This is a genomic window from Baekduia soli (genome assembly GCF_007970665.1).
GTDB classification, from domain to species: Bacteria; Actinomycetota; Thermoleophilia; order Solirubrobacterales; family Solirubrobacteraceae; genus Baekduia; species Baekduia soli.
In genome coordinates this window covers 1249771-1274817 of sequence record NZ_CP042430.1, presented here as the reverse complement: position 1 = coordinate 1274817, position 25047 = coordinate 1249771, and the positions used below count along the sequence as shown (strand labels likewise).

29 protein-coding genes are annotated in these 25047 nt (G+C 74.6%); 9 read left to right on the top strand and 20 right to left on the bottom strand.

The window, feature by feature from the left end:
• Window positions 1-2 precede the first annotated feature (2 nt).
• From FSW04_RS05995 to FSW04_RS05940, 13 genes are all read right to left on the bottom strand, one after another.
• Window positions 3-1016 carry a lysylphosphatidylglycerol synthase transmembrane domain-containing protein gene (locus FSW04_RS05995; RefSeq protein WP_146917330.1) on the bottom strand — a complete coding sequence of 338 codons (1014 nt, stop codon included), beginning with the start codon at window positions 1014-1016 and terminating at the stop codon, window positions 3-5.
• Window positions 1013-1672 (bottom strand): HAD family hydrolase, encoded by a 660-nt coding sequence (locus FSW04_RS05990; protein WP_228430935.1) that lies wholly within the window; start codon window positions 1670-1672, stop codon window positions 1013-1015. Before FSW04_RS05990 ends, FSW04_RS05995 begins: the two co-directional genes overlap by 4 nt.
• A gap of 177 nt (window positions 1673-1849) precedes the next feature.
• Entirely contained in the window at window positions 1850-2434 is a 585-nt protein-coding gene (locus FSW04_RS05985) for a GNAT family N-acetyltransferase (RefSeq protein WP_146917327.1), read from the bottom strand.
• A gap of 51 nt (window positions 2435-2485) precedes the next feature.
• A complete protein-coding gene (locus FSW04_RS05980) occupies window positions 2486-3427 on the bottom strand; it encodes a DHH family phosphoesterase (protein ID WP_146917324.1) in 942 nt (313 codons plus the stop codon).
• Between the two features lie 104 nt (window positions 3428-3531).
• Window positions 3532-3810, bottom strand: a complete 279-nt coding sequence (locus tag FSW04_RS05975) for a hypothetical protein (RefSeq protein WP_146917320.1) — start codon at window positions 3808-3810, stop codon at window positions 3532-3534.
• A 10-nt stretch (window positions 3811-3820) separates the two neighbouring features.
• Window positions 3821-4300, bottom strand: a complete 480-nt coding sequence (gene bcp / locus FSW04_RS05970; RefSeq protein WP_146917317.1) for a thioredoxin-dependent thiol peroxidase — start codon at window positions 4298-4300, stop codon at window positions 3821-3823.
• 177 nt (window positions 4301-4477) lie between these two features.
• Window positions 4478-5332 (bottom strand): DNA-formamidopyrimidine glycosylase family protein, encoded by an 855-nt coding sequence (locus FSW04_RS05965; protein ID WP_146917314.1) that lies wholly within the window; start codon window positions 5330-5332, stop codon window positions 4478-4480.
• Window positions 5333-5380: 48 nt separating this feature from the next.
• Complete coding sequence (locus FSW04_RS05960) at window positions 5381-6487, bottom strand: NHL repeat-containing protein (protein WP_146917311.1); 1107 nt, start codon at window positions 6485-6487, stop codon at window positions 5381-5383.
• The gene (locus FSW04_RS25710; protein WP_187369286.1) at window positions 6478-6798 is read right to left on the bottom strand and encodes a thioredoxin domain-containing protein; all 321 of its coding nucleotides are present in this window, start codon (window positions 6796-6798) and stop codon (window positions 6478-6480) included. Before FSW04_RS25710 ends, FSW04_RS05960 begins: the two co-directional genes overlap by 10 nt.
• The gene (locus FSW04_RS05955; protein ID WP_187369285.1) at window positions 6774-7082 is read right to left on the bottom strand and encodes a thioredoxin domain-containing protein; all 309 of its coding nucleotides are present in this window, start codon (window positions 7080-7082) and stop codon (window positions 6774-6776) included. Before FSW04_RS05955 ends, FSW04_RS25710 begins: the two co-directional genes overlap by 25 nt.
• A gap of 3 nt (window positions 7083-7085) precedes the next feature.
• Window positions 7086-7691, bottom strand: coding sequence for a TetR/AcrR family transcriptional regulator (locus FSW04_RS05950; protein WP_146917309.1), 606 nt, complete (start codon window positions 7689-7691; stop codon window positions 7086-7088).
• A 17-nt stretch (window positions 7692-7708) separates the two neighbouring features.
• Entirely contained in the window at window positions 7709-8224 is a 516-nt protein-coding gene (locus FSW04_RS05945; RefSeq protein ID WP_146917304.1) for a SixA phosphatase family protein, read from the bottom strand.
• Window positions 8225-8265: 41 nt separating this feature from the next.
• Window positions 8266-9663 carry a hypothetical protein gene (locus FSW04_RS05940; RefSeq protein WP_146917300.1) on the bottom strand — a complete coding sequence of 466 codons (1398 nt, stop codon included), beginning with the start codon at window positions 9661-9663 and terminating at the stop codon, window positions 8266-8268.
• Window positions 9664-9769: 106 nt separating this feature from the next.
• Between FSW04_RS05940 and FSW04_RS05935 the strand changes: the two genes are divergently transcribed.
• Window positions 9770-10849 carry a phosphotransferase family protein gene (locus FSW04_RS05935; RefSeq protein WP_146917296.1) on the top strand — a complete coding sequence of 360 codons (1080 nt, stop codon included), beginning with the start codon at window positions 9770-9772 and terminating at the stop codon, window positions 10847-10849.
• Here the strand turns inward: FSW04_RS05935 and FSW04_RS05930 are convergent.
• Both FSW04_RS05930 and FSW04_RS05925 read right to left on the bottom strand, forming a co-directional pair.
• A complete protein-coding gene (locus FSW04_RS05930) occupies window positions 10840-11754 on the bottom strand; it encodes a cytochrome c oxidase assembly protein (protein WP_146917293.1) in 915 nt (304 codons plus the stop codon). The genes FSW04_RS05935 and FSW04_RS05930 overlap by 10 nt on opposite strands.
• Window positions 11751-12593 carry a DMT family transporter gene (locus tag FSW04_RS05925; RefSeq protein WP_146917291.1) on the bottom strand — a complete coding sequence of 281 codons (843 nt, stop codon included), beginning with the start codon at window positions 12591-12593 and terminating at the stop codon, window positions 11751-11753. The genes FSW04_RS05930 and FSW04_RS05925 overlap by 4 nt, the downstream gene beginning before the upstream one ends.
• Window positions 12594-12733: 140 nt before the next feature.
• On the opposite strand from FSW04_RS05925, the gene FSW04_RS05920 reads away from it, so the two are divergent.
• From FSW04_RS05920 to FSW04_RS05905, 4 genes are read left to right on the top strand one after another with little or no spacing between them, the layout of a single operon-like run.
• Window positions 12734-14614, top strand: a complete 1881-nt coding sequence (locus FSW04_RS05920; protein ID WP_187369284.1) for a sensor histidine kinase — start codon at window positions 12734-12736, stop codon at window positions 14612-14614.
• Window positions 14542-15171 carry a response regulator gene (locus FSW04_RS05915; protein WP_187369283.1) on the top strand — a complete coding sequence of 210 codons (630 nt, stop codon included), beginning with the start codon at window positions 14542-14544 and terminating at the stop codon, window positions 15169-15171. The genes FSW04_RS05920 and FSW04_RS05915 overlap by 73 nt, the downstream gene beginning before the upstream one ends.
• A 17-nt stretch (window positions 15172-15188) precedes the next feature.
• A complete protein-coding gene (locus FSW04_RS05910) occupies window positions 15189-15932 on the top strand; it encodes an HD-GYP domain-containing protein (protein WP_146917285.1) in 744 nt (247 codons plus the stop codon).
• The gene (locus FSW04_RS05905; RefSeq protein ID WP_146917282.1) at window positions 15932-16297 is read left to right on the top strand and encodes a response regulator; all 366 of its coding nucleotides are present in this window, start codon (window positions 15932-15934) and stop codon (window positions 16295-16297) included. Before FSW04_RS05910 ends, FSW04_RS05905 begins: the two co-directional genes overlap by 1 nt.
• A 72-nt stretch (window positions 16298-16369) precedes the next feature.
• Here FSW04_RS05905 and FSW04_RS05900 read toward each other — a convergent pair whose 3' ends face one another.
• Window positions 16370-17920: an aldehyde dehydrogenase family protein gene (locus FSW04_RS05900; RefSeq protein ID WP_146917280.1), complete on the bottom strand. Its 1551-nt coding sequence runs from the start codon at window positions 17918-17920 to the stop codon at window positions 16370-16372.
• Window positions 17921-18028: 108 nt separating this feature from the next.
• Here FSW04_RS05900 and FSW04_RS05895 point away from each other — a divergent pair, with 108 nt between their 5' ends.
• From FSW04_RS05895 to FSW04_RS05880, 4 genes are read left to right on the top strand one after another with little or no spacing between them, the layout of a single operon-like run.
• Window positions 18029-18511, top strand: a complete 483-nt coding sequence (locus FSW04_RS05895) for a hypothetical protein (RefSeq protein ID WP_146917277.1) — start codon at window positions 18029-18031, stop codon at window positions 18509-18511.
• Between the two features lie 54 nt (window positions 18512-18565).
• Window positions 18566-18886 (top strand): hypothetical protein, encoded by a 321-nt coding sequence (locus tag FSW04_RS05890; RefSeq protein WP_146917274.1) that lies wholly within the window; start codon window positions 18566-18568, stop codon window positions 18884-18886.
• Window positions 18883-19653 (top strand): GntR family transcriptional regulator, encoded by a 771-nt coding sequence (locus FSW04_RS05885; RefSeq protein ID WP_146917271.1) that lies wholly within the window; start codon window positions 18883-18885, stop codon window positions 19651-19653. The genes FSW04_RS05890 and FSW04_RS05885 overlap by 4 nt, the downstream gene beginning before the upstream one ends.
• Window positions 19654-19679: 26 nt before the next feature.
• Window positions 19680-20687, top strand: coding sequence for an SIS domain-containing protein (locus FSW04_RS05880; RefSeq protein ID WP_228430933.1), 1008 nt, complete (start codon window positions 19680-19682; stop codon window positions 20685-20687).
• A gap of 26 nt (window positions 20688-20713) precedes the next feature.
• On the opposite strand, the gene nagA is transcribed toward FSW04_RS05880, so the two are convergent.
• The 4 genes from nagA to FSW04_RS05860 all read right to left on the bottom strand — a co-directional run bounded on the left by nagA (window position 20714) and on the right by FSW04_RS05860 (window position 25034).
• A complete protein-coding gene (gene nagA, locus FSW04_RS05875; protein ID WP_146917269.1) occupies window positions 20714-21853 on the bottom strand; it encodes an N-acetylglucosamine-6-phosphate deacetylase in 1140 nt (379 codons plus the stop codon).
• Window positions 21854-21896: 43 nt separating this feature from the next.
• Complete coding sequence (locus FSW04_RS05870) at window positions 21897-22355, bottom strand: peptidylprolyl isomerase (RefSeq protein WP_146917266.1); 459 nt, start codon at window positions 22353-22355, stop codon at window positions 21897-21899.
• A 71-nt stretch (window positions 22356-22426) separates the two neighbouring features.
• Window positions 22427-23506 carry a hypothetical protein gene (locus FSW04_RS25705; RefSeq protein WP_187369282.1) on the bottom strand — a complete coding sequence of 360 codons (1080 nt, stop codon included), beginning with the start codon at window positions 23504-23506 and terminating at the stop codon, window positions 22427-22429.
• 106 nt (window positions 23507-23612) lie between these two features.
• Window positions 23613-25034, bottom strand: coding sequence for a DEAD/DEAH box helicase (locus FSW04_RS05860; RefSeq protein ID WP_146917262.1), 1422 nt, complete (start codon window positions 25032-25034; stop codon window positions 23613-23615).
• Window positions 25035-25047 lie beyond the last annotated feature (13 nt).

Sequence of the window (25047 nt, the reverse complement as noted above, 5' to 3'; positions counted from 1 at the left end):
CTCTACTGTAGCCCCCCGCCCGCCGTCCGCGCGGAGGCCTGGCGCTCGGACTCGCGGTGCTCGCGGCCGGCCGCGAGCACGGCCTTGAAGGACCGGAACTTGAAGATGGTGGCCAGCGCGAAGAAGCCGATGGCCAGGCTGAAGATCGCGATGGCGATCTGCTGGCCCACGGAGTAGGCCGCGACCGTCGCCCCCGACGCCACGCCGGCGAACACCTTGACCAGGAACGCCTGCTGGACCCCCGCGCCGCCGGGCGTGAACGGCACGACCGCCGCGACGGCGTTGACGCCCAGGACGAGCAGCACGTTCTTGACCGACCCGCCGATGTGGAACGCGTCGAGCAGGAACCAGAACGCGGCGAAGCGGAAGCACCAGCCGCCGAACTGCACGAGCCACACCTCGCGGAAGTAGCGGCGGCGGTCGAAGATGATCGTCAGGCCCTGGCGCACCTTGGCCCAGAACGCGCGCACGCGCGTGCTCAGCAGCGCGAAGCCGACGAGGCCGGCGATCGCCAGCACGGTCAGCAGGAACAGCAGGAAGCGCGGGTGCGACGCGAAGAAGCTGAGGTCGAACGCCTGGAGCTTGGAGAAGTCCGGCGGCTTGGGGAACACGCCCTGCGTGAACGCGAAGATGAGGATGAACAAGCCCATCGTCGCGTCGAAGCCGATCTCGACGAAGAAGGCCGCGCCGATCGCCGAGTAGGTCGAGTCGGGGACCGAGGTCTTCGTGAGGAAGAGCTTGATGACGTCGCCGCCGCGGGCCGGGACGACGTTGTTGAAGCCGTAGGCCGCGATGTAGGCGCCCCAGATGCGCTTGAACTCGATCCTCTCCGCCGGGTAGGCGGCGCGCAGCACGTGGTAGAAGGCCCGCGAGCGGATCGACAGGTAGGTGCCGAAGCACAGCATCCCGAGCAGCAGCGGCCCCCAGCTGATGTCGGCCAGCTGGGTGAAGAACTGGCCCACCGCATCGAAGAAGCCGCCGATGCCGGCGACGATCGGTGCGGGGACGGGGGTCACCGGCCAGAGACTACGAGCCCGCAGGTCTCGTGCACGACCGCGTCGGCGAGCGAGGTCGCCAGGACGTCGGCGTCCGGGATGGCCATGTCGGGCAGGTAGGGCACGCCGATGACGGTCAGGCCCGCGGCGCGCGCGGACGCCGCGCCCGTCGGCGAGTCCTCCAGCCCGACGCACGCTGCGGGGTCGGCGCCCAGGCGGCGGCAGGCCTCGAGGTAGATGTCGGGCGCCGGCTTGGGGTGCTGCACCTCGTCGCCGGCGACGGTCACCGCGAACAGCGCGTCGACCCCGGCGGTGCGCAGGACGCGGTCGACGAACGCCCGCGGCGAGTTGCTGGCCACGGCGTACGGGATGCCGGCGTCGCGCAGCGCGTGGACCAGGTCGATGGCGCCCGGGCGCGGCTCGATGTCGTGCAGAGCCTCCTCCAGGACGAGGGCGGCGAGCTCGTCCATGAGCTCCAGGCCCCGGCCGGGGAGGCCGAGCATCGCCTCGATCCTGCCCGCGGCGACGGTGTGCGAGGACCCGATGAGGTCGCGCTTGTGCTCGGCGGTGAACGTGCCGCCGTGGCGGGCGAAGAGCGTCGTCTCCGCACGCGTCCAGGCCTCCTCGGTGTCGAGCAGCAGGCCGTCGTTGTCGAAGACGATCGCGGCAGGGGTCACGGCGGCCAGGCTACGAGGTGGGTCGGCGCGTGGGTGGCGTGCCCCGCCGGCGACCGCGGGGCACGGACGCCGGTCGGATCGGCGAAGGGGCGTGGACCCAGGCGGCACCGCCGGCGCCCGAGGTCCCGTACGCGCCCCGCGGCGTGGGTCGCGCCCGGCGCCGGGCCGCCCGCGCCCCTACCCCGGCTCCCGCCACAGGAACCACACGCGTGGGCCCTTGGGCAGGTCGAGCTCGCCGACGACGGAGAAGCCGTGGCGACCGTAGAAGGCCAGGTTGCGCTCGCGGCCCGTCTCGAGGTACGCCGGCAGGCCCTCGCGGTCGGCGAGCTCGAGCCCGGGCCGGATGAGCGCCGAGCCCAGCCCCTGACCCTGGCGCACCGGGTCCACGCCGAGCACCGCGAGGTAGAGGTGGCGCTCCACGGGGTGGCGGGCCTCGACCTGCCCGAGGCCCCGCACGAGCCGCGGGAGCCGGGGCAGCACGCCGGGCATCGTGCGCCGCAGCAGCGTGATGCTCTCACGGGCCTCCTCGCGCCAGCGGTCGGGCAGGGCCCACAGCGCGGCACCGTCGCCGGCCTCCGTGGCCCAGCAGGCGTCCTGGGGCAGCAGGCGCTCGAGCTGCCAGCGGAAGAACCGCGACGACCAGTGGGCGCGCCGGCGCTCGGAGGCGTAGACCCAGCCCGTGACCGGGTCGTCGTGGAAGGCGCGCGACAGCGCGGCGGCGAGCGGCCGCACGTCCTCCGCACGGGCCGGGCGGACCGACATCGGGCCGGACTCTACGCCGTCGCGCGCCCGCGGACGGCGCGCGTCGCGGCCTCAGCCGTCCTGGTTCATGCGGGCGATGAGCTCGCCCAGGACGCGCTCGGCGTCCTGGTTGGGCACCTGGCAGGTGCCCGCCGCGATGTGGCCGCCGCCGCCGTAGGAGAGCATGAGCTCGCCGACGTCGGTCGTGCTCGAGCGGTCCAGGATCGACTTGCCCACCGCGAACACGGTGGTCTGGCGGCCCCGGCCCCAGAGGATGTGGATCGAGATGTTGCACTCGGGACGCACCGCGTAGACCATGAACCGGTTCGTGGCCAGGATCGGGTCCTCCTCGCGGAGGTCGAGCACCACGACGTTGCCGTGGGTCCGGCTGCAGCGCGCGACCTGGTCGATCGCCCCGTCGGCGTGCGCGCGGTAGAGGTCGACGCGCTCGGCGATGTCGGGAGTCTGCAGGATCTCGTCGATCGACTTCGTCGTGATGTCGTCGATGAGCTGCATCATGAGCTGGTAGTTGGAGATGCGGAAGTCGTGGAAGCGCCCCAGCCCGGTGCGCGGGTCCATGATGAAGGAGATGTAGCCCCACCCCTGGGGCGACACGATGTCGTCCCGGGTGAAGTCGGCGGCGTCGGCCTTGTCGACCGCCGACATGATGTCCTCGCCGATCTGCGTGAAGCGCTGCGCCCCGCCGTAGTAGTCGTACACGACACGCGCCGCGGACTTGGCCCCGGCCACGATGACGTGGTTGTCGGGCGAGTCGGTCACGCGGACGGTCTCGCTGTCGTGGTGGTCGAACGACAGGTGGACGCCCGGGACGTAGGGCAGGTTGGTCGTGATGTCGCGCTCGGTGAGCTCGACGAGGCCGTCCTGCATGTCCTTGGGGTGGACGAACTTGATGTCGTCGAGGATCCCGAGCTCCTTCAGCAGGGCGGCGCACACCAGCCCGTCGAAGTCGGAGCGGGTCACCAGCCGATAGCGCTCGGCCACCTGGGTCGTCATGTCGGGTTGTCCTGTCCCTTCACCGGTCGTTCGCGGGTCGTCGTCCCGGTGATCGACCGGCCGGGGGCAGGATTGAGGCCGGGCGTCGTCCCGCCCGGGCCCGCTCAGGCGTCGGGGTGCTGCTCGAGGTAGTCGAGGTAGACCGGGCGCAGCGCGTCGGACAGCTTGCCGTCGTCGTCGCGGAACGTGTCGGCGACCTGGCCGCTCCAGTGGGCGACGTCGTAGTCGGCCTGGTCGGTCTGCCCGGCGGCCGCGTTGGCCGCGGGGACCACCTGCATCAGGTTCCAGAGGAACTTCACGTCGAGGTGGCGCTCGGCACGCCGCACGGCACGGTCGTGCAGCTCCTTGGAGGACAGGGCGTCGAGGTCGTCGCGGCGGGACATGGCGGCCATGCTAGGCGGCGGGCTCCAGGTCGCGCAGCACGGCGAGCACCTCGTCGTCGTGCGTCGCGGGCTTGACCTTCTTGATGACCTTGCGCACGATGCCCTCCTCGTCGATGACGAACGTCGTGCGGGCGGCGCCCCAGTAGGTCTTGCCGTACATCGACTTCTCGACCCAGACGCCGTAGGCCTCGGAGACCGCGTGGTCCTCGTCGGCCAGCAGCTCGAAGTTCAGCGCCTGCTTCTCGTAGAACTTCCTGACGGCCTTGACCGGGTCGGGCGAGACGCCGAGCACGACCGCGCCCGCCGCCTCGTAGTCGGTCTCGTGGTCGCGCACGCCGCAGGCCTGCGTCGTGCAGCCCGGCGTGTTGGCCTTGGGGTAGAAGTAGAGGACCACCCGCTGCCCCCGGAAGCTCGACAGGCGCACGGGCGACCCGGACTGGTCGGGGAGCTCGAAGTCCGGTGCCGGCTGGCCCTCGTGGATCTTGCCCATGCCCACGATGATATTGCGGCCCTGACCGCGTAGGCACGCTGGGCACCGGCGCCTTCGGCGTCAACGCCCACGCGGCGAAGGCCGCCAACGCGTCGGTGCACTCCAGCCTGGCCTGCTCCCGCGACGACGTCAGGCTCGACACGTCGCCCGGCCGCCACGACGTCCCGCTGGAGCCCGCTACTTGAGCAGCCGCGACAGGCGGCGGTCCTTGAGGACGCGCCCGCCCGTCTGGTCCTGCGGGCAGTAGCAGAGGACGTAGTCCTCGTAGTGCACCGCCTCGATCGTCGTGCCGCAGCGCGGGCACGGCTCGCCCTGGTGGCGGTGGACCTGCAGGGGCAGCGGGAGCTTGTCGGGGATCGGGAGGTGCACGACCTCCTCGTAGTGGTCGATCGCGGCGCCGAGGCGCTCCACGATCGCGCGGCGCAGCGCCGCGGCGTCGTCGGCGTCGAGCTCGTTGGCGCGCTTGAAGGGCGAGAGCTGCGCCGTCCACAGGATCTCGTCGACCCAGGAGCGACCGATGCCGGTGATGATCCGCTGGTCGCGCAGCGCGGCCTGCAGCGGCCGCGCGCCGTGGGGAGCCAGGAGCGCGGCGAGGTCCTCGGGCGGGTCGGGCCAGGCCTCGGGGCCCAGCGTCGCCACCGCGTCGTCGGCGGCCAGGCCCTCCGGCGTGAGCACCTTGACCCATGCGGCCTGCTTGGTGCCGAACTCGCGCAGCCGCAGCTCACGCCCGTCGTCGATGCGGATGAGCAGGCGCGACGTGCGGTCCCGCAGCCCGGCGCGCTTGTCGAACAGCTGCAGGCGCCCGGCGCTCATGAGGTGCACGAGCACGTGCAGGTCGCCGGAGACGTCGACCACGAGATGCTTGCCGATGCGCCGCAGCCCCGCGATCGTGCGCCCGTCGAGCGCGTGCAGCGGCGGGTCGAACGTCTTGAGCGCGTTGATCCCCGGCGCCAGCGTCGACTCGATCGTCGCGCCCGCCAGCGCCTCGCCCAGGCGGCGTGCGGTGATCTCGACCTCGGGCAGCTCCGGCATGGCCCCTGCAGGGTATTGCCCGGCGACGGGGCAGCGGGCCGGACGGGGTCAGGCCCCGCCCGCGGTCAGCAGCACGTCGTAGGCGCGCTGCGTGCGGCGCAGGCGGCACGCGTCGGGCCCGCAGGTCGCGGCCAGCAGCTCCACGGTGACCCGTCCCGACCCCTCCCCCAGCGCGAGGCGCACCTGCGCGGGCAGCGCGGGCAGGGCCCAGCTCGTCGGCTCGCGCAGCAGCGCCGGGTCGGTCGCGACGGCGCGCACGCGCACGGGCGGGCCGCCGGCGGGGTCGAGCACGTCGTCGCCCGTGTCGAGGTCGAGCGTGAGATCCAGCACCGAGCCCTCGGGCTGCACGATCGTCCCTGCGACGGCGGCGGGCTGCGGGCCCGGGGCGTCGACGGACCCGGGGCGCCCGACGTCGAGCGCCACGGCGCCGGCCATGACCGGGTCGACGAGCACGACGCGGTGGTTGCCCGTGTCGGCGACCACGAGGCGCCCGTCGGCCAGCACGGCCAGCCCGCCGGGCTCGGCGAAGCCGTCGATGGGGACCGTCCACAGGTGCGACCCGCGCCAGACGCGCACCAGGCCGTTGAACGTGTCGGCGACGTACAGCGCGCCGTCGGGGCCGGTGGCCAGGCCGAGCGGGTGCTGCATGCGCGCGCGGTCGCGGCCGCCGTCGTCGCTGCCCCAGGCGAACAGCCCCGCCCCCGCCAGCGTCTGCACGACGAACGTGCCCGCCCGCAGCACGCGCAGCGCGCCGGCCTCCGCGTCGAGGAACGCCAGGTCGTCGTCGGCGGTGACCGCCAGCGCCGAGGGCTGGGCCAGCACCGCCTCCAGCCCCGGGCCGTCGTGCAATGCCTCGGCGCCCGTGCCGGCGAGGACCTGCAGCTCGCCGTCGCGGTCGACGGCCCACAGCCGGTGGCGGCCCGCCTCGGCGATCACGAGGTGCCCGCGCCAGCGGATCACGTCCCACGGCGAGGCCAGGCGGTCGGTGACCAGCTCGCGGGTGCCGTCGTCCAGCGCGATGCGCCACACGCGGTCGGCGCCGGTCTCGCAGACGAGCACGTGCGTGGACCCGGCGCCGTCGAAGCGCACCCCCTGGGGCTGGTAGAGGCCGTCGAGCTCGTGCAGGACCTCGCCCTCCAGCGTGGTCACCAGCACGCGGTCGTGCCCCGTGTCGGCGATGGCCAGGCGCGGCGGGCCGTCGGCGCCCTCCTCGACGGCGACCTTGCCGCAGAAGGCCAGCTCCCCGGTGCCCGGCGCCTCGCCGTCGACCTCGACCCCCCGGGCGACAGCGTCCCGGCGGCCTGCGCCTCCTCGACGAGCGCCTCGATCGCCGAGGCCAGGGTCACGGCGTGCCCCTCGCCGGAGACCGTCAGCGCGACGCGGCCCTCGGCGTCGACGAGCACGAGCGTCGGCCAGGCGCGCACCGCGTAGGCGTCCCAGGTCACCAGGCCCGGATCGTCGAGCACGGGATGGCGGACGCGGTGGCGGGCGACTGCGGCGCGGACGGCGGCGTGGTCGTGCTCGTGGGGAACTTGGGCCAGTGCACGCCGACGACGACCAGGACGTCGGCGAAGCGCCGCTCCAGGCCGCGCAGCTCCTCGACCACGCGCTGGCAGTTCACGCAGGCCAGGGTCCAGAAGTCCAGGAGCACGATGCGGCCGCGCAGCCCGGCGAGCGTCAGGCCGTCGGAGCCGATCCACCCGCCGGCGCCCTCGAGCTCGGGCGCGCGGACCCGGACGCGGTCCAGCACGGCTCAGCCCGGGCGCACCAGGGCGCCGACGGCGTGCTGGAGCGCCGCGCGCGCGGCGTCGACCGACAGCCCCTGCTGGCGGCGCAGCGCGTCCCACGCCGCCCACGAGGCCGCGGCGCCCAGCGCCGCCGCCGCGGCGTCGCGTCGTGCGGGGTCCATCGCGTCCAGCTCGGCGGCGAAGACGCCCAGGACGGCGGCGCGCTTGGCGGCGCGGAAGCGCTCGAGCGTCGCCTGGACCGACGGGCTGAGCGGCTCCATGAGCAGGGCCGCGCGCCGCACGGGCGCGATCGCCTCGTACAGCGTCGCGCGCTGGAGGGCGACGGCGGCCGCGCGCTCGGCCAGCGGGCCGCCGGGGGCGATCGGCGTCAGCAGCGCCTCGAGGCTGCGCGCCTGGCGCTCGCCCACCGCGGCGAACAGCGCCTCGCCGTCGGGGTAGTGCCCGAACACCGTGCGCGACGCCACGCCGGCGCGGGCGGCGATGTCCTCGATCTTGGGCTGGACGTTGCCCTCCTGCAGCAGCGCGATGAGCGCGTCGACGATCGCCAGGCGCGAGCGCTGGGAGCGCGCGGCGCGCCCGTCCAGGCGCGTGACGTCGGAGGAGTCCAGCATGGGCCGTGGGCCACAGGCTAGTCGGAGGTGGCGGCGGCCTGGACGGCCGCGGCGCGGTCACGCGCCGCCAGCCGGCTGAGCTCACGCGGGCGCAGCAGCGCGATGAGCGTGCCGCGTGTGGCGCCGGCCAGCCGCACGCCGGCGACGCCGCCCTTCTTGACGTCGATCGCCGCGCCCGTCAGGTCGGCCACGACCTGGGCGAAATCCGGGTTGTGACCGACGACGAGCACCCGCGCGTGGGGGCCGTGGGCCAGCAGGAGCGCGTGGGCCTCGCCGACGTCGAAGCCCTCGGCCAGCGCCGCGTGCTCGACGGGCTGCACGCCGAGCTCGGCGCACGCCATCAGCGCGGTGTCGCGGGCACGGACCTTTGGGCTGGTGTAGACCGCCTGGAACGTCATCTCCAGCGCCGCGAGCCCGGCCCCCGCCGCACGGGACTGCTGCTCGCCCCGCGGCGTGAGGCGCCGCTCGGGGTCCGGCCGCGCGTCGTGCGGCTCGGCCTCGCCGTGGCGCAGCAACCAGAGCTGGGACCCCATCGGCGCAATCTAGCGGCCCGCGGACGCCGCCCGTGCAGGGACTACTTCAGCGCGCGCGTGGCCGGGCCGGTGAAGACGGTGCCGTCGGGCGCCGTCCAGCGCACGCGCCACTCGCGGCCCGAGCCGCCGAGGCCGGCGCGGCCCGTCCAGACGCCCCGCGCGTTCGTGGTCACCGTCGCGATCGTCGCGAACGCCCGGCCCTTGTCGCGCTGCTGGACGACGACCTTGGTCACCGCGCGCGCCGGGCGCACCAGGCCCCACAGCGTGACCTTGGCGCCCTTGCCCCTCTTGACGACGAGCGGCAGCCGGAAGCCGGCCAGGGCGGGCTTGGCCCTGCCGTCCGAGGTGCGCAGCCCGGACTCGAAGCCGCTGTAGCGCTGCTCGGCGGGCACGCCGGTCAGCGGCGCGTCGTCGGTCAGCAGGTACTGGGAGAACGCCGCCACGCGCGGGTTGTCGTAGGCGATCTTCTCCGCGTCGTCGCGGAACTCGTTCTGGCGCTGCAGGCTCACGCCGTAGAGCGGGTCGGGCGTGGACTGCACGCCGAACTCGGTCAGGTACAGCGGCAGGCGGGCCTTGACCGCGCCGGCCCTCGCCGCCTTGTCCAGCGCGCCCGTCAACCGCGAGAGCACGCCGATCGTCACGTTGTTGGGGCCGTCGGGCTTGTAGTACGGGCCCAGGCGCGTGGAGTAGGCGTGATGGGCGTAGCCGTCGATGCGCAGCTTCGCGCACGACCCCTTCTTCTTGTAGGTGTCGCTCAGGCACAGCGCCTGGCGCAGGAACGTGAGCGGGGCCACGTCCCGGCCCGTGCCGGTCGGCGCCGTCTCGCCCATGAGGACGGGCTTGCTGTCGCCGACGGCGGCCAGCCCGCGCAGCGCCGCGGCGTACAGGCCGCGGTAGACCGTCGGCGAGACGGGCCGGTGGCGGCTGTCGTACTGGGGCCCGAGGAACTGCGGGTGGTTGGGCTCGTTCCAGATCGACCAGCGCGAGACCTCGGAGCCGAACTGCTTGGCGACCGCCATCATGAACATGCGGAACTCGTTGGGGCTCGGCCGCGTGACCGTGTCGCGCGCGCCGTTGGTCGCCCAGCGCGGGACCGGGCCCGACACGGTGACCTGCACGGTCCACCCGCGGCGCGCGGCCTCGTCGAGCACGGGCTGGTAGCGCGACCAGTCGTAGGTGGCCGGGTCGGTCATGTCGAGCTTGGGCTTGACGCGGTCGTCGGGCGCCGGGGCGACGTCGTGCCAGTACAGGACGACGCGCAGCGCGTTGGCGCCCAGGCTGTCGATCTCGGAGAACGCGGCATCGCGCTTGGCGACGTCGAAGAGGTCGCGTGGCGCTTCGAAGGTGACCTCCTGCGTGTGCTTGGCCTGGGCGGGCAGCGCGGGCAGCACGAGCAGCGCGAGGAGGGTCAGCGGGAGGAGGCGTCGGAGGAGCGGCATCACGAAGGGGGACACGCTATCGGCCACCGAAGTTGCGCGACGGGTCCGCGCGCGGCGACCGCGAGCGAGCGCCCGACCCCGCGGCATGGGAGAGTTCCGTCCCCTGATGCCCCACGAGATCGCTGCCGACGACATCGTCCGCACCCACGCCGAGGGCGAGGCCAACGCCCGCGTGCCGCTGCTCGTCCTGGACCCCCTGCTCGCGTTCCTGGACCGGTCCGGGCTCGGCGAGGGCGAGCCGGAGATCAGCGCGATCGGCGACGGCCACTCCAACGCCACCTACCGCTTCGCGCGCGGCGGGGCGACCTTCGTGCTGCGCCGTCCGCCGCGGCCGCCGCTGCCGCCCAGCGCGAACGACATGCTGCGCGAGGCGCGGGTGCTGCGCGCGCTGGAGGGCCGCGCGCGCGTGCCGCGCGTCCTGGCCGTCTGCGACGACGACTCGGTCATCGGCGCGCCGTTCTACGTCATGGAGGAGATCTCCGGGCACGTGATCACCAAGACCATGCCCGCCGAGCTCGACACGCCGCAGGAGCGCCGGCGGGCCGGCGAGGAGCTCGTCGACACCCTCGTCGAGATCCACGCGGTGGACTGGCGCGAGGCGGGGCTGGAGGGCTTCGGGCGCCCTGAGGGCTACACGGAGCGCCAGGTGCGGCGCTTCCTCGGGCTGTGGGACCACAACAAGACCCGCGAGATCCCGGCCGTGGAGTCCGTCGGCGCATGGCTGAAGGCCAACCTGCCCGACTCGCCCCCCGCGACCATCGTCCACGGCGACTACCGCCTGGGCAACACGATGCTCGCGCTGCAGCCCCCGGCGCGGGTGGTCACCGTCCTGGACTGGGAGATGTCGACGATCGGCGACCCGCTGGCCGACCTCGGCTACTTCTGCACGATGTACGCCGACCGCGACGACCCGCCGGGCAACACGTTCGAGCTGTCGCCCGTCACCCGCGAAGAGGGCTGGCCGCGGCGCGCGGAGCTGCTGGCGCGCTACGAGGAGCGCTCGGGGCGCTCGATGACCGACATCCGCTGGTACCAGACGCTGGCCCTGTGGAAGTCGATCGTGTTCATGGAGGGCAACTACAAGCGCGCCTCCACCGGCCTGAGCGACGACCCGTACCTGAAGTCCTTCGGCGAGGGCGTCGTCAGCCTCGCCGCGCGTGCCGAGGCGCTGACCCGTCAGGCCTGAGGCGTCGGGCCGGCGCCCGGGCCGCGCTCGATGCGGGCGCGCAGCTCGCCGGCGCGGCCCGCCGCGACGGCTCGCGCCGCGCGCTCGGGCGTGAGGTCGACGCCGCGCGCGGCGGCGAGGTCCAGCAGCTCCTGGCGCTCATCGCTCTGGCGCGCCGCCCGCAGGAAGAGCCAGCAGAACAGCCCGATCGTCAGCAGCGACTCCTCGACCATCATCACCGAGCCGGCGACGACCTGGTCGCCCTCGGCCGAGATGCCGTGGGCGGCCTCGCCGGCGGCGTAGACGTGGTAGAACGCGCCGCCGCCGAACAGCAGGGCGTTGGCCAGCGCGGCGCCCACGAGGCGCACCCCGAGGATGTAGCCCGCCTTCCACCCCGTCCCGAACCACGACGGCATGGGCAGCGGGCCGAACAGGCACATCCAGACGTTGGCGCCGAAGAAGATGAAGCACAGGTGCTGCAGCGCGTGGAGCCCGTCGTGGTGGACGGCGGCGACGTGCAGCACCGGCACGTGCCAGGCGTAGAGGTCGATCGCCCACAGCGGCAGCGCCACGAGCGGGTGGGCCAGCACGCGCAGCCGGTCGAAGACCGGGATCCGCAGGACCGGGGCCAGCAGCGGCCCCGTCAGGCCGAGCACGATGAGCAGGGCGCCGAGGTCGGCGATCACCAGGTGCTCGACCATGTGGGCCCAGAAGAGCTCGTCGCTCAGCCCGGCCAGCGGCGAGACGAGCACGGTGAGGATGACCGCGACGCCCGCGTAGAAGGCCACCTGGCGCTCGCGCGGCACCGCGCGCGGCGTGCCGGCCAGCGTCGCGCAGCGGCGGGCGTACAGCCCCGCGCTGGCCAGCCCCGGCGCGATCTGCAGGGGCGCGAACTCGAACGTCGCGGCGGCGAGCGTGCCGGTCACGACGCCGCCACCGCCGCCACACCGGTCAGCGCCAGGGTCACGCCGAGCAGCTGCGCCGCGCGCAGGCGCTCCCCGAGCACCGCGGCGGCCAGCAGCACGGTGACGACCGGGTACATCCCGCCCAGGACGGCGACCACGCTGAGGTCGCCGTGGCGGTCGGCTAGGCCGATGAACGCCGTGGCGGCGAGGTCGACGAGCCCGACGGCGGCCAGGCCGAGCCCCAGCCGGCGCCCCGGCAGCGCCGGGCGCGTGCGCGCCACGAGCGCCAGGACGAAGGGCAGCGCCGAGGCGCGCGCCAGGACGAGCATCCAGAGCACCGACGCGCGGGCCGGGCTCGCCGTCAGCGCGAAGAAGCCGCCGAAGCCCACGGCGGCCCCGAGCGCCAGGAGCACGCTGAGGCGCCGGTCCGCCGCGCCGGCCGGGTCGTCGTCCGAGGCCTCGCGCGAGGCGAGCACGACGCCGGCGAACACGCCCGCCAGGCCCACCGCGGCGATCGCCGACGGCCGGTCGCCGGCGGCGACGCCGACCACGACCGCGACGGCCGACCCGGCCGCCGAGATCGGCGCCACGATGCTCATCGTGCCGATGGCCAGCGCCCGGTAGAACAGCCCGAGCGCCAGCACGCCGGACAGGCCGCCGGCGATCGCGCCCACCGCGTCGAGGCGGTCGGAGAAGAAGGGCTCGTGCACCGCCAGCGTGACCGCGAGCACGACGACGAGCCCGCCGCCCTCCACCAGCGCGAGGACCACCGGGACGGCCACCCGCCGGCTGGCCAGCCCGGCCAGGAAGTCGGCCAGCCCCCAGGACGCGGCGGCGGCGATGGCGAGCACGACGGTCATCGACCCGCCATCGTGGCAGGCGGCGCGGGACGCCGCGGCGGGATCCGCAGCGTGCTCCCATGACTCCGGGAAGCGGGGCGGGTGTGCAGACCTGCCGAATCCGTGCACGCGCGTCGCCGCCGCCCGGTAGCTTGCTAGCCGTGCGGCGGCTTTCCATCGCGCGTTCGGTCCAACTCGCGCTCCTCGGATTGACGATCGCCCTCACGGCGATCGCCGGCTTCGGCGTGGGGGCCCTCTACTCGTCGCGCCAGCACTACGAGGCCCAGCTCGCCCATGCGTTCGAGGTCAAGGCCTCCGCGGGCAAGCTCCTCGCCGCCTCCGTCGTCGAGGAGGCCACCCTGCGGGCCCGCCGCTCCGGCCAGGCCAGCGCCTCCACGGCCCGCGCGCGCACGGCCTACGAGCAGGCCCTGGCCGACACGCGCGCGAAGGCCGTCGACGACGCCGCCAGCCTCAAGCTCATCCAGCAGGCGAGCGCCGCCCAGGCCGTCCTGCGCCGCCCGGGGGCACCGGCCGCGGCAGCCCTCGGAGCGCGGGCGCCGATCAACGCCCTGCAGCGCCGCCAGGACGCGCGGCTGGCCGCGGCCGACAAGCACGCCCGCGGCGACTCGCGCCGGGCGCTGGCCTCGATCACCGCCGCCGGCGGCCTGGCCCTGGCCGGGGCGATCGCCCTGGTCGCGCTGCTGCTGGCCGGCGTGCGGCGCCCGCTGGAGGAGCTCGTCGGCGCCTCGGCGCGTGTCGCCGGCGGCGACCTCACGGCGCGCGTCGACGAGGAGCGCGGCCCCGATGAGCTGCGCCAGCTCGGCCGGTCCTTCAACGCGATGGCCACCGACCTCGAGCGCGCCAGCGAGAAGCTCGAGGCCGAGCGAAGGCGCCTGGACGTCACGCTGCGCAGCCTCGGCGACGGGCTCGTGCTCGTCGACGACGAGGGCCTCGTCGCCTCGGCCAACCCACGCGCCATGCAGTACACGCCCGAGCTGCGCGTCGGCCACCCGCCGGAGCTCGCCGGCCTCGTCCTCCCCGCCACCGACGAGGCCCTCGGCGTCGAGGTGCTCCTCGACCACGACGGGCGCACGCTGGCCGCCACGGCCGCCCGGCTGGACGAGCACGGCGGAGGCGGCGTCGTGTGGACCCTGCGCGACGCGACCGAGCGCGCCCGCCTGGAGCGGCTCAAGAGCGAGTTCGTGGCCACCGCCTCGCACGAGCTGCGCTCGCCGCTGACCTCCATCAAGGGCTTCGTCGAGCTCCTCAGCGCGGGCGAGGGCCTCGACCCCCGCCAGCGCGAGTTCCTCGACATCGTCCTCGTGAGCACGAACCGCCTCGTCGACCTCGTCAACGACCTGCTCGACGTCGCGCGCCTGGAGGCCGGCCGCGTGGAGGTCCACCGTCGCGCCATCGACGTGCACGAGGCCCTCGACGACGTCGTCACGCTCCTGCACGGGCGCATCGAGGCCAAGGACCAGCGCCTGGAGCTCGATGTCGAGCCCGACACCCCGCGCGTGCTGGCCGACGCCTCGCGGCTGCGCCAGATGCTCACCAACCTCGTCACCAACGCGCACCTCTACACCGACGAGGGCGGCACGGTCGCCGTGCGAGCCGGCGGCTCGCCGGGCGGGGTGCGGATCGAGATCAGCGACACCGGGCGCGGCATGGATCCCGGCGAGCTCGAGCACGTCTTCGAGCGCTTCTCGCGCGGCTCGGGCAGCACGGGGACGCCGGGCACCGGCCTGGGCCTGTCCATCGTCAAGTCGCTCGTCGACCTGCACGGCGGCACGATCGACGTCGCGAGCACCCCGGGCGAGGGCACGACGTTCGCGATCACGCTGCCGGCCGCCCCCGCGCCGGGGGTGGTCACCCGCCCGCGCGACGCGCTGCGCGGGCGCAAGGTGCTCGTGATGGACGACGAGCCCGAGACGGCCCGTCTCATCGCCGAGCGCCTGGAGCCCTGGGGGTGGAGTGCGAGATCGTCCTCGACGGCGAGGCCGCCCTCGCGCGCCTGCGCAGCGGCGAGTTCGACGCGATGACGCTCGACGTGCTCATGCCCGGGATGAGCGGGTTCGAGGTCCTCCGCGAGCTGCGGGCCGACGAGCGCCTGGCCGAGCTGCCCGTCGTCGTGGTCTCCGTCTTCTCCGGCCGCGAGGCGCTGTCGGGCGAGTGGGTCGTCAGCAAGCCGATCGACGCCGACGAGCTGGCCGACGCGCTCGGCGCCGCCGTCATGGCCGGCCGTGTCCGCGTGCTGGCCGTCGGCCGCGCCGGCGTGCGCACCCACCTCAACGACACGCTCGAGAAGCTCGGCATCGAGCACGAGTGGGCCAGCACCCCGCTCGAGGCCGCCCGGCTGTGCGCGAGCCGGCGCTTCGAGGTCGCGCTCGTCGACGCCGGCCTGCCCGACGTCGAGGCCGCGATCGCCGGCCTGGACCTGCGCGGGCGGCGCCTGAAGCGGTCGATCGTCATCGTGTCCGCCGACGACGCGGAGGGCTTCCCGGGCCTCGCGCGGCTCGACGCCGACCCGATCCCGGTCGACGAGGCCGGTGCCGCCGTCCTCGCGCTCCTGGAACCCGCGGCCGCCGCGGACTTGTAGGCTCGTCGGCTGACGACATGGCAGGCGAGAGCATCACCACCGAGATCTCGGTGCTCCAGGGTCGCTTGGCCACCGTCGAGCGCTCGGCGGCCGAGAAGGAGCGCCAGCTCGAGCGCTACGCCGCGGACCTCCGCGAGACCTTCAAGCGTGAGCGCGAGCGCCGCCACGAGCTGCGCCGCTCCTACATGGCGACGGTGCGCGCGCTGTGCAACGCCGTCGAGGCGCGCGATGCCTACACGGGCAAGCACGCCGAGCGGGTGGCCGCCTACGGGATGGAGATCGCGCGCGTCATGGACGCGCCGTTCGCCGACGACCCCGAGGTGGAGTTCGGCTTCCTGTTGCACGACGTGGGCAAGGTCGCGGTGCCCGACGCGATCCTCTGGAAGCCCGAGCCGCTGACGCCCGACGAGCGCGCGCTGATGGAGAAGCACCCCATCGTGGGCTGGGAGATCCTGCGCGAGATCGACTTCCTCGGCGAGGCCAAGCTCGTCGTGCGCCACCATCACGAGCGCTGGGACGGCATGGGCTACCCCGACGCGCTGGAGGGCGAGGTCATCCCGCTGGCCGCGCGCGTGTTCGCCGTCGCCGACGTGCTCGACGCGCTCACCACGCTGCGCCCCTACCGGCCGCCGTCGCCGGTCCAGGAGGCGCGGGCGATGATCCAGGACGCCTCGGGCAGCCACTTCGACCCGCAGGTCGTCACGGCGTTCATGGACATCCCGATCACGACGCTGGACCGCATCCGACTCGAGTCCGACTGATGCGCAGCGTGCTGATCGTCGACGACGACCCGTTCATCCGCAAGCTCGTCTCGACCACGCTGGAGGACGTCGCCGGCTTCGCGCTGCACGAGGCGGCCAACGGCGTCGAGGCCGTGGAGCGCGCGGCGCAGATCCGCCCCCAGCTCGTCTTCCTGGACATCGACATGCCCCGCATGGACGGCATCACCGCCTGCCGCGCCCTGCGCGAGCAGGAGGGCGCGGGCGGCAGCGCGACGATCGTGATGCTGACGGCGGCCGGCGCCGGCGAGAACGAGGTCCGCGCCCGCGAGGCGGGCGCCGACCTCTTCCTCACCAAGCCGTTCAGCCCGCTCGACCTGCTGCGCCTGGTGGATGAGTTGGCATAGGCCCTGCCAGGGCCGCGCGAGCGCGCCCGTGCGCGAGCTCGCGCCCGATCGTCCGAGCCCTCCGGGCGAGGATCAATCGCGCGCCCCGCGCCCGTAGAGGAACGCGAACAGCCTGCCGAGGCGCTTGGTCATCCGCGCGCTGTAGGGGTACATGTGCGGGTCCTTCCTCATCGCGAAGCGCGTGACGAGGATCGCCTGCTGCTGGGTGTACTTGCGGATGCCGCCCGCGCCGTGGCGCGACCCCAGGCCCGACGCCTTCGCGCCGCCCATCGGCAGCTCGAGCGCCGAGTAGTTGACCAGCGCGTCGTTGACGCACACCGCCCCCGCCTCGACCCGCCGCGCGACCGCCTCGGCGTGCTTGACGTCCTTGCCGAACACGGAGGCCGCGAGGCCGTAGGGCGAGTCGTTGGCCAGCCGGATGGCCTCCTCCTCGTCGCGGACCTTCATGATCGGCAGGGTCGGCCCGAACGTCTCCTCGGTCATGCAGGTCATCGTGTGGTCGACGTCGACGAGGATGGTGGGCTCGTACCAGCTGCCGGCGGCGTGGTCGCCGCGCGAGCCGCCCACGAGGACGCGGGCGCCCTTGTCGCGGGCGTCCTGGACGTGACGCTCGACGATGTCGACCTGGGGCGGGAACGTCATCGCTCCGACGTCGGCGGTGCCCGGGCCGCCCGCGCCCTGGCGCAGCTTGCGGGCCTTCTCGGTGACCTTGGCCACGAACGCGTCGTAGATGGGCTCCTCGACGTAGACGCGCTCGACGGAGATGCAGGTCTGCCCGCCGTTGAACATGCCGTAGTACAGGGCGGTGTTGGCGGCGCGGTCCACGTCGGCGTCGGCCAGCACGATCATGGGATCCTTGCCGCCCAGCTCGAGCGACACGGGCGTCAGCGTCTTGGCCGCCTCGGCCATGATCTTCTTGCCGGTGGCCGTCGACCCGGTGAACATGATCATGTCGACCTGCTCGACGAGCGCGGCGCCCGTGGGCCCCTGGCCCGTGGCGACCTGGAAGACGCCGTCGGGCACGCCGCACTCACGCAGGCCCTCGGCCAGCTTCAGCGAGGTCAGCGGCGTGACCTCGGAGGGCTTGAGGATCACGCTGTTGCCCGCGGCCAGCGCCGGGATGCAATCGCCGAAGGAGTTCGTGAAGGGGTAGTTCCACGGGCCGATGACGCCGATGAGCCCGAGCGGCCGGTAGCGCACGAGCAGCTTCTTGCCCTTGACGAGCACGGCCGAGGACCTGACCTTCTCGTCGGCGAGGTAGCCCTCGGCGTTGGCGGCCCAGAAGCCGAACGCGGCGGCGCCGTAGGAGATCTCGGCGATGAGCGCGTCCTCGTAGGTCTTGCCGGTCTCCGAGCGGATGACCGCGATGATCTCCTCGCGGTGGTCGATGACCCACTTCTGCATCCGCCGCAGGATGCGCCCGCGGCCCGCGAAGCCCAGGGCCTCCCAGGCCGGCTGCACCTCGCGGCCCCTGCGCGCCATGGCGGCGACGGCCTCGGGGCCGAGGTCGGGGCAGTGGGCGATGACCTCGCCCGTGGCCGGGTCGCGCACGGCGAACTCGTCGGCGGCGTCGCCCGCGGCGGGCGCCTGCGCGCCGTGGACCTGCTCCTCGGTACCGGCCATCGATCCTGCTCCAAGGTCGTGTTCGACGGGGTGTCAAGCCTACCGGCTGATGTCCTCGCGGGAGCGGGCGTCACCTCCGCGCGCCACACTCGTTGGAGGACCGGAGCCATGCGCCGCAACCTCCTCGCCTTCCTCGTCGGAGCCGCCGCGACCCTGGCCGTGGTGCTCGCGACACGCCCTGACGCCGGCGCCCCCGCGAGCGCCCCCGCCACCGCCACGGTGCGCACCGCCCCACAGGCCGCGCGCGCGGTGCGGCTGCCGCGCCACCGCGACCGGCTGCGCCATCGCCGCACGAGCACCGGGGCCATGGGCACGCCGGACCGTGCGACCGCGGCCGTCCCGGCCCCGCCGGCCCGCGGCGCCGGCGCCGCGCCGCGCACCACGCCGCGGCCGTCAACGACACCGGCGACGACACCCGCCACCGTGCCCTCCGGGGGCGACGGGGGCACCGGCACGACGACGACCGGTCCGCCCGACGGCCCTGCGACGACGCCGTCGTCGCAGGGCGCCGCGACGACGCCCCAGGGCGGCACGTTGACGATTCCCAACCCCGCGACGCCCGACGCCTCCGTGGGGCCTCCGGGCGGCTGACCGATCGCACCGCCGACCGGTGTGGTCCACCAGCCTTGCTGGTCTATACCAGTGGTGCTACGGTGCCCCCATGCCCCCACGTTCAGGCCCCGCGCCGCCGTCGCGCTGCTCGGTGCCCGGCGCCCGATCGCAGCCGCCGCGCGGGGCAGCTCGTCGGAGAACACGGCACGCTACGAGTCCCGGGACAGGCCGTTCCTCGAGGCCAAGGTCAGGGCGCTCTGCCCGTCGTGCCAGGTCATCGCCGAGAGCGCCGACCAGGACGCGGCCCGGCAGCAGCAGGCCGAGGCCGCGATCACCCTCGGCGCCAAGGTCCCCGTGCTCGACGCCGTCGACGTCAAGGTGCCGTCCGTGCTCGTGGACACCGTCATCGGATGACCGCGCACGCCGGGCTCCCGCGCCGGCTCTCGCGCGCCAGCCCGAAGGGCGAGCAGCTGCGCGCGATCCTGGAGGATCTGATCGGGTCGCTGCAGCCCGGCGATCCGGTCCCCTCCGAGCGGGAGCTCGCCGAGCGCTACGACGTGGCCCGGATGACCGTCCGGGCCGAGCTGGGGCGGCTGGCCACCGAGGGCCTGGTCGAGCGGGTGCAGGGTCGCGGCACGTTCGTCGCCGAGGCCCGCGCCGCCCAGGCCGCGACGCTCAGCTCGTTCACGGAGGACATGCGCGCCCGCGGCCTCGTCGCGGGCTCGCGGGTCCTGGCCCACGACGTGCTGCCTGCCGACGACCTCGTCGCCGCCCGGCTCGGGCTCGCCCCGCGCACGCCCGTGCTGCGCGCGCGTCGCGTGCGCACGGCCGACGGCGAGCCCATGGCCGTCGAGGAGGCGTTCCTGGAGGCTGAGCGCTTCGCCGGCCTGGAGGCGGGCGACCTCGAGGAACGCTCGCTGTTCGAGGTGCTGGAGACCCGCTTCGGCGCCCGCCTGGCCTACGCCGACCAGCGCGTGGTCGCCGTGGAGATCGTCGGCGAGGACGCCGACCTGCTGCGCGTCGGCTCCGGCCGCGCCGGGCTGCGGTTCCACAGCCTGGTCCTCGACCCCGACGACGCGCCCGTGGCCTACGCGTGGTCGCTGTTCCGCGGCGACCGCTACGAGATCCGGCTGCGCCAGGTGCGCGCGGCGCGGGGCCGGGCCGCCGGGGGCCGCCCGTGACCGGCGGCCGCACGATGGCGTCCGAGATGGCCGAGCAGCCGCGCGTCCTGGAGGCGCTGGCGGCGCGGCGCGGCGAGCTGACCGCGCGGGTCCGCGCCGTCCTGCCGCCGGCGCCGGCGGGCGTCGTGCTCGTCGCCCGCGGCTCGTCGGACAACGCGGCGGTCTACGGCCGCTACGTCCTCGAGCTCGCCACGGGCCGCCCGGTGGCCCTCGCCGCGCCGAGCCTCGTCACGCGCTACCACCTGCACGGCGACCTCGAGGGCTGGCTGGCCGTCGGGGTCAGCCAGTCGGGGCGCACGCCCGAGATCGTCACCGTCCTGGAGCAGCTCGGCGCCTCGGGGGCGCGGACCATCGCCATCACCAACGCGGCCGACAGCCCGCTCGCCGATGTGGCGCAGGCGACGATCGACACCGCCGCCGGCGATGAGCTCGCGGTGCCGGCGACCAAGACGGTGACCGCGCAGGTCGCGGCGTTCGCCGTGCTCGGCGAGGCCGCCGCCCACGACCCCGCGCGTCTGCCGTGGACGGCCGGCGACTGGGACGGGCTCCCCGGCGCCGTCGCCGACCTGCTCGCCGACCCCGAGCCGGCACGGCGCACCGCGGCGGCGATCGGCGATGCGCCCGGCCTGGTCGTCGCCGCCCGCGGCATCCTGCTCGGCGCCGCGCTGGAGACCGCGCTCAAGCTCAAGGAGACCACGGCGATCCTCGCCGAGGGCGCCTCGGCCGCCGACTTCCTGCACGGCCCGATCGCCGTCGTGCGCGACGGCCTGCCCGTCCTCACGCTGAGCTCGGGCGGCCCGGCCGCGGGCGACCTCGACGACCTCGCCGCGGAGGTGCGGCGCCGCGGCGGCCGCGTGCTGACCTGCGCGGCGCACGCCGGCGCCGACCTGCCGCTGCCCGCGAGCGTGCCCGAGGGCCTGGCCTCCGTCGGGGTGATCGTGCGCGCCCAGCAGCTGGCCCACGCGCTGGCGCTGGACCGGGGCATCGACCCCGACGCGCCGTTCGGGCTCTCGAAGGTCACGATCACGCGCTGACGCGGGCGCGGCGCTGCGCGGCGGGCTCAGGCCGCGGCGGCGAAGCACTCGTCGCCGGCGACGAGCGTGCGGGCGACGCGCAGGTCGTCGTCGAGCACGACGAGGTCGGCCGGGCTGCCCGGCGCCAGCGTGCCGAGCTCGGGGCGGCCGAGCAGGCGCGCCGGGACCGCGGTGGCGGCGTGCAGCGCGTCGGCCACCGAGGCGCCGCAGCCGACGAGGTTGCGCACGGCGGCGTCCATCGACAGCACGCTGCCCGCCAGCAGGCCTCCGGGCAGCTCGGCGCGCCCGTCGTGGACCTCGACCTCCCGGCGGCCGAGCCGGTAGGTGCCGGCGGCCTGCCCGGCGGCCTCGATGGCGTCGGTGACCAGGGCGAAGCGCCCCCGCGAGGCCAGGAACGCGGCGTAGGCGGTCTGGGGGGCGAGGTGCACGTGGTCGACGATGGCCTGCACGACGACGCCGGGACGCACGAGCGCGGCGCCGGCCAGGCCGGGATCGCGCGGGCTCCAGCGGCGGTGGGCGTTGTAGAGATGGGTGACGGCGCGGGCGCCGGCGTCGAACGCCGCGTCGGCGGCGGCCGCGTCGGCATCGCTGTGGCCGCAGGAGACCACGACGCCGCGCGCGACGAGCGCCTCGACGAGCTCGAGCGCGCCGTCGAGCTCGGGGGCCAGCGTCACCATCCGCACCGGCCCGAGGTCGCACAGGGCCAGGGCGCCCGCGACGTCGGGGGCGCGCAGGTGCTCGGGATCGTGCGCGCCCGGCCAGCGCGGCGAGAGCCACGGGCCCTCGAGGTGCACGCCCAGGACGCGCGCGCCGTCGGCGGCGCCGCGAGCGGTGGCGTCGAGCGCCCGGCGCAGCGCGGGCTCGTAGTCGCCCGGCGGCGAGGTGATGAACGTGGGCAGGTAGCCCGTGACGCCGTGGGAGGCCAGCGCGGCACCCGCGGTGCGGTAGCCGGCGGCGTCGGCCGCCAGGAAGTCGACGCCCGCGAAACCGTTGATGTGCAGGTCCAGGAACCCGGGCGCCGCGACGCCGCGGCCGCCGGCGCGGCCCGCCCCGACCGCGGCGATCGCGCCGTCCTGCACGAGGACGTCGCCGGGCACCAGGACGCCGTCGACGAGCGCGGCGCGAACGCCGAGCCGGCGGCCGGCGCGGGGCGAGGAGACGGTCATCTGGTCTAGACCACCATACTCCCCGCGCACCCGCCCCGCCGGGCTAGTCGCTGATCGTCAGCGACTCGATGCGGACGTCGTCGGTGGGACGGTCGCGCCCGTCGGTCGGCTTGGCCTCGATGGCGTCGACGACCTCCATGCCGTCGGTGACCTGTCCGAAGACCGTGTGCTTGCCGTCCAGCCACGAGGCCTCGGGCGTCGTGACCAGGAAGAACTGCGAGCCGTTGGTGTTCGGCCCGGCGTTGGCCATCGCCAGCGCGCCGCGGACGACCTTGTGATCGTTGAACTCGTCCTCGAACGTGTAGCCGGGGCCGCCGGTGCCGGTGCCCTGCGGGCACCCGCCCTGGATCATGAAGTCGCGGATCACGCGGTGGAAGATGAGCCCGTCGTAGAAGCCGTCGCCGGCGAGCTTCTTGAAGTTCTCGACGGTCTTGGGGGCGTCGGCGTCGAAGAGCTCGATCGTGATCGGGCCCTCGCTCGTGGTCATCACAGCCTGGGACATGTCGACCTCCGTAGGGTCAAGGGGGAACGGGAGTGGCGGATCGGGTCCGCGGGACGCTAGCGGCTGCGTCGTCAGCCGAGCAGCTTGAGCTCGGAGATGCGCACGGTGAGCCCATCGGCGGGAGGCGCGGTGAACCACAGCAGGACGCGGCGGTACTTCGTGCTGCCCGAGCCCAGGTCGATCGACTGCCTGCCCGCCGCGCCGTCGGCGGCGCCGACGTCGGTGACGTCCTTGAGGTGCGCCCACCGCGTGTCGAGCACGTCGGGCGGCAGCTCCTCGCTGTCGGTCGCGTAGAGCTCGAGCTTGAAGCCCGGCGTCTTCGTCGTGAGGTCGAGCTCGCGGATGCCGCGCAGCTTGGCCAGGTCGACGACGATGCCGGAGCCGATCGTCGTCGCGCCGTCGGCGACCGTGATCGGGAAGGAGGTGTTGGGATCGCCGTCGATGACCTTGGCGATGTCCCCGCCGACCGCGATGTTGCGCGTGTAGGGGTCGTACGGGGCGGCGGCGCCGTCGGCGAGCTTGATGGCCACCGGCGCCGGGGGCTCGGGCGTCGTGGACGTGCGCGTGTCGGCCTTGGTGCCCGACGAGCCGGTCGTCGTCCCGGTGGAGCCGGTGCCCGTGCCCGACGAGCCCGTCGGCGAGCCGGTCGAGCCGGTGCCCGTCGAGCCCGTTCCAGCGGGCGTCACGGGCGCCGACGGGGCGGGCGGCGTGGACTCGGGGGTCGCCGGGGGCAGCGCCGAGGTCGAGGACCCGGGGGCCGGGGCGGGCGGCGTGGCGGTGCTCGACGGCGGGGCGGCGGGCGCGACCGGGGCGGCGGCGGGCGGCGTTGCCGTCGAGGGCACCTGCGCGAGCTGGACGGGCGTCGGCGCCGGCGCCGGGTCGTCGCTCTGCAGCGCCGCGTAGGACGCGGCGACGGCGCCGCCGACGAGCAGCGCGGTCAGCGTGAGGACCGTCGCCGCGGCGCGCCTGCCCGGCAGGGCGGCCAGGCGCCCGGGCTGGGCCTGCCCGCAGGCCAGGCACCAGTCCTGCCCCTCGGCCAGGGGCGTGTGGCAGGACGGGCAGGAACGGACCTCGGGTGCCGTCTCGGTCGGCGGCGCCTCGGGAGCCTGCTCGCCCTGGCGGGCGTCCGGATCTCGCAGCAGGAGTGTCATCGACTCGTGTCCACCTTACCCCGAACGACATTCGCCGCACCGAGGTTGCGGACCTGCCCGGCCGATGTCGGGCGGGGGGTCTGGGATCCGGTGCGACGCGCCGCGATCAGCCCCGGGCGAGCTCGACGCGCAGGGCCCGGCCGGCGAGCTCGCTGCCGTCGACGGCCTGCACGATGCGGTCGGCCTCGCTGTCGGGGACCGAGAACAGCGTGAAGCGCTCGAGCACGTGGACGTCGCGGACGGCCTCGCCGTCGAGGCCGGCGGCGCTCGTCACCGCGTGGACCACGTCGGCGACCTCGATGCCGTCGGCGCGGCCGGCGGCGGCGAGCACGCGGCGGTAGGTCTCGGCGCCGTTGCGCGACAGCTGCGGCTTGGTGTGGCGCTTGGGCGGCTCCTCGATCTTCGCGGGCGTCGTCTTGGCGCCCGGCGCCCACGGCGTCAGCGGCATGCCGACGTGCGTCTCGATCGCGGCGAGCTCCTTCTGCTGGCGCGGCTCGACGAACGTGATCGCGCGGCCCGAGCGACCGACGCGGCCCGTGCGCCCGATGCGGTGCACGTAGGTGTCGGGCGAGGCCGGCACGTCGAAGTTGACGACGTGGGTGACCGTGGAGATGTCCAGCCCGCGGGCGGCGACGTCGGTGGCGACGAGGATCGGCACGCGGCCGCCCTTGAACGAGAGCATGACGCCGTCGCGCTGGCCCTGGCTCATGTCGCCGTGCAGGGCCTTGACGTTCATCCCCTTGTCCCGCAGCTTGCGGTACAGCTGATCGGCGCGGATCTTCGTGCGCGTGAACACGATGGCCTGGTCGGGGCGCTCCTGGGCGAGGACGTCGACGAGCGTGTCGGCCTTGTCGGCCGTCTTGACCTCGAGCCGGAACTGCTCGACGGTGTCGACCGTCAGGTTGGCCGACTTCACCTTCACCGTCTGCGGGTGGTACAGGTACTGGTCGGCCAGCTCCCGGATCGGCGGCGGCATGGTCGCGCTGAACAGCGCCGTCTGGCGGCCGTTGGGGCAGAGCTTGAGGATCTTCTCGACGTCCTCCAGGAAGCCGAGGTCGAGCATCTCGTCGGCCTCGTCGAGGACGACGAAGCGGCAGTCCGACAGGTGCAGCGAGGCGCGCGACAGGAGGTCGAGCACGCGGCCGACGGTGCCGACGACGACGTGGCCGCCCGCGCGCAGCTGGGCCTGCTGACTGCGGATGGGGGCGCCGCCGAAGACGGCGACGACGTCGACGCCCTTGCGCGCGCCGTAGGTGCGCAGCGCCTGGGTGACCTGGATGCACAGCTCGCGCGTCGGGGTCAGGACGAGCGCCTGGACCTCGCCGACGGACGGGTCGACGTGCTCGACGATGGGCAGGCCGAAGGCGGCGGTCTTGCCGGAGCCCGTCTGGGCCTGGCCGATGATGTCCTCGCCCTGGAGGAGGATCGGGATGGCCTGCTCCTGGATCGGGCTGGGCTGCTCGTATCCGACATCCTGGAGGGCTTGGAGGGTCGGCTCGCTCAGGCCGAGGTCCGCGAAGGCGGTCATGTATCCCTGAAGG